This is a genomic window from Fictibacillus nanhaiensis (genome assembly GCF_023715445.1).
Taxonomy (GTDB): domain Bacteria; phylum Bacillota; class Bacilli; order Bacillales; family Fictibacillaceae; genus Fictibacillus; species Fictibacillus nanhaiensis_D.
Map to the genome: position 1 here is coordinate 1 of NZ_JAMBOD010000037.1, position 492 is coordinate 492.

Annotated in this window: 1 protein-coding gene; it reads left to right on the forward strand. The window is 66.3% G+C overall.

Translation table 11 applies throughout. From position 1 onward, the window contains the following. A partial coding sequence (locus M3196_RS21745; protein WP_251324370.1) for a LysR family transcriptional regulator occupies positions 1-492 on the forward strand: 492 nt, incomplete at both ends.

Here is a 492-nt window from a genome sequence, read left to right on the forward strand (position 1 = left end):
GCTATACCCGGGCCGCGGAAAAGCTGGGGATCAGCAAGTCGGCTATCAGCCAGAAAATCAGCGAGCTGGAGCGGGTGACCGGTAAAACCCTCGTCCATCGCACCACCCGCAGCGTGAGCCTCAGCGACGACGGACTGCGGCTGGTGGCGGAGCTCAACGAGCCGTTTGGTCAGCTGCGGGATATTTTCACCGGCGCCTGCGATGAGGGCGGGCCGCTGCGGGGAACGCTGCGCCTGACCGCGCCGGTGGCCTTTTCCCGCCAGCAGCTGGTCCCGGCAATCGCGCCTTTTTTGCATCAGCATCCCCAGCTGCATCTGCAGCTTGAGGTCACCGACCGGCTGGTCTCTCTGGCCAGCGAAGGGTTCGATCTCGCCATCCGCCACTGTCGGCGCGAGGCGCTCCCGGATACCCCATGTCGCCTGGCCGCTGTGTCACACCGCGACGCTTACCGTCGCGTCCGCAGACTATATTCGCCGCCATGGCCGCCCGGAG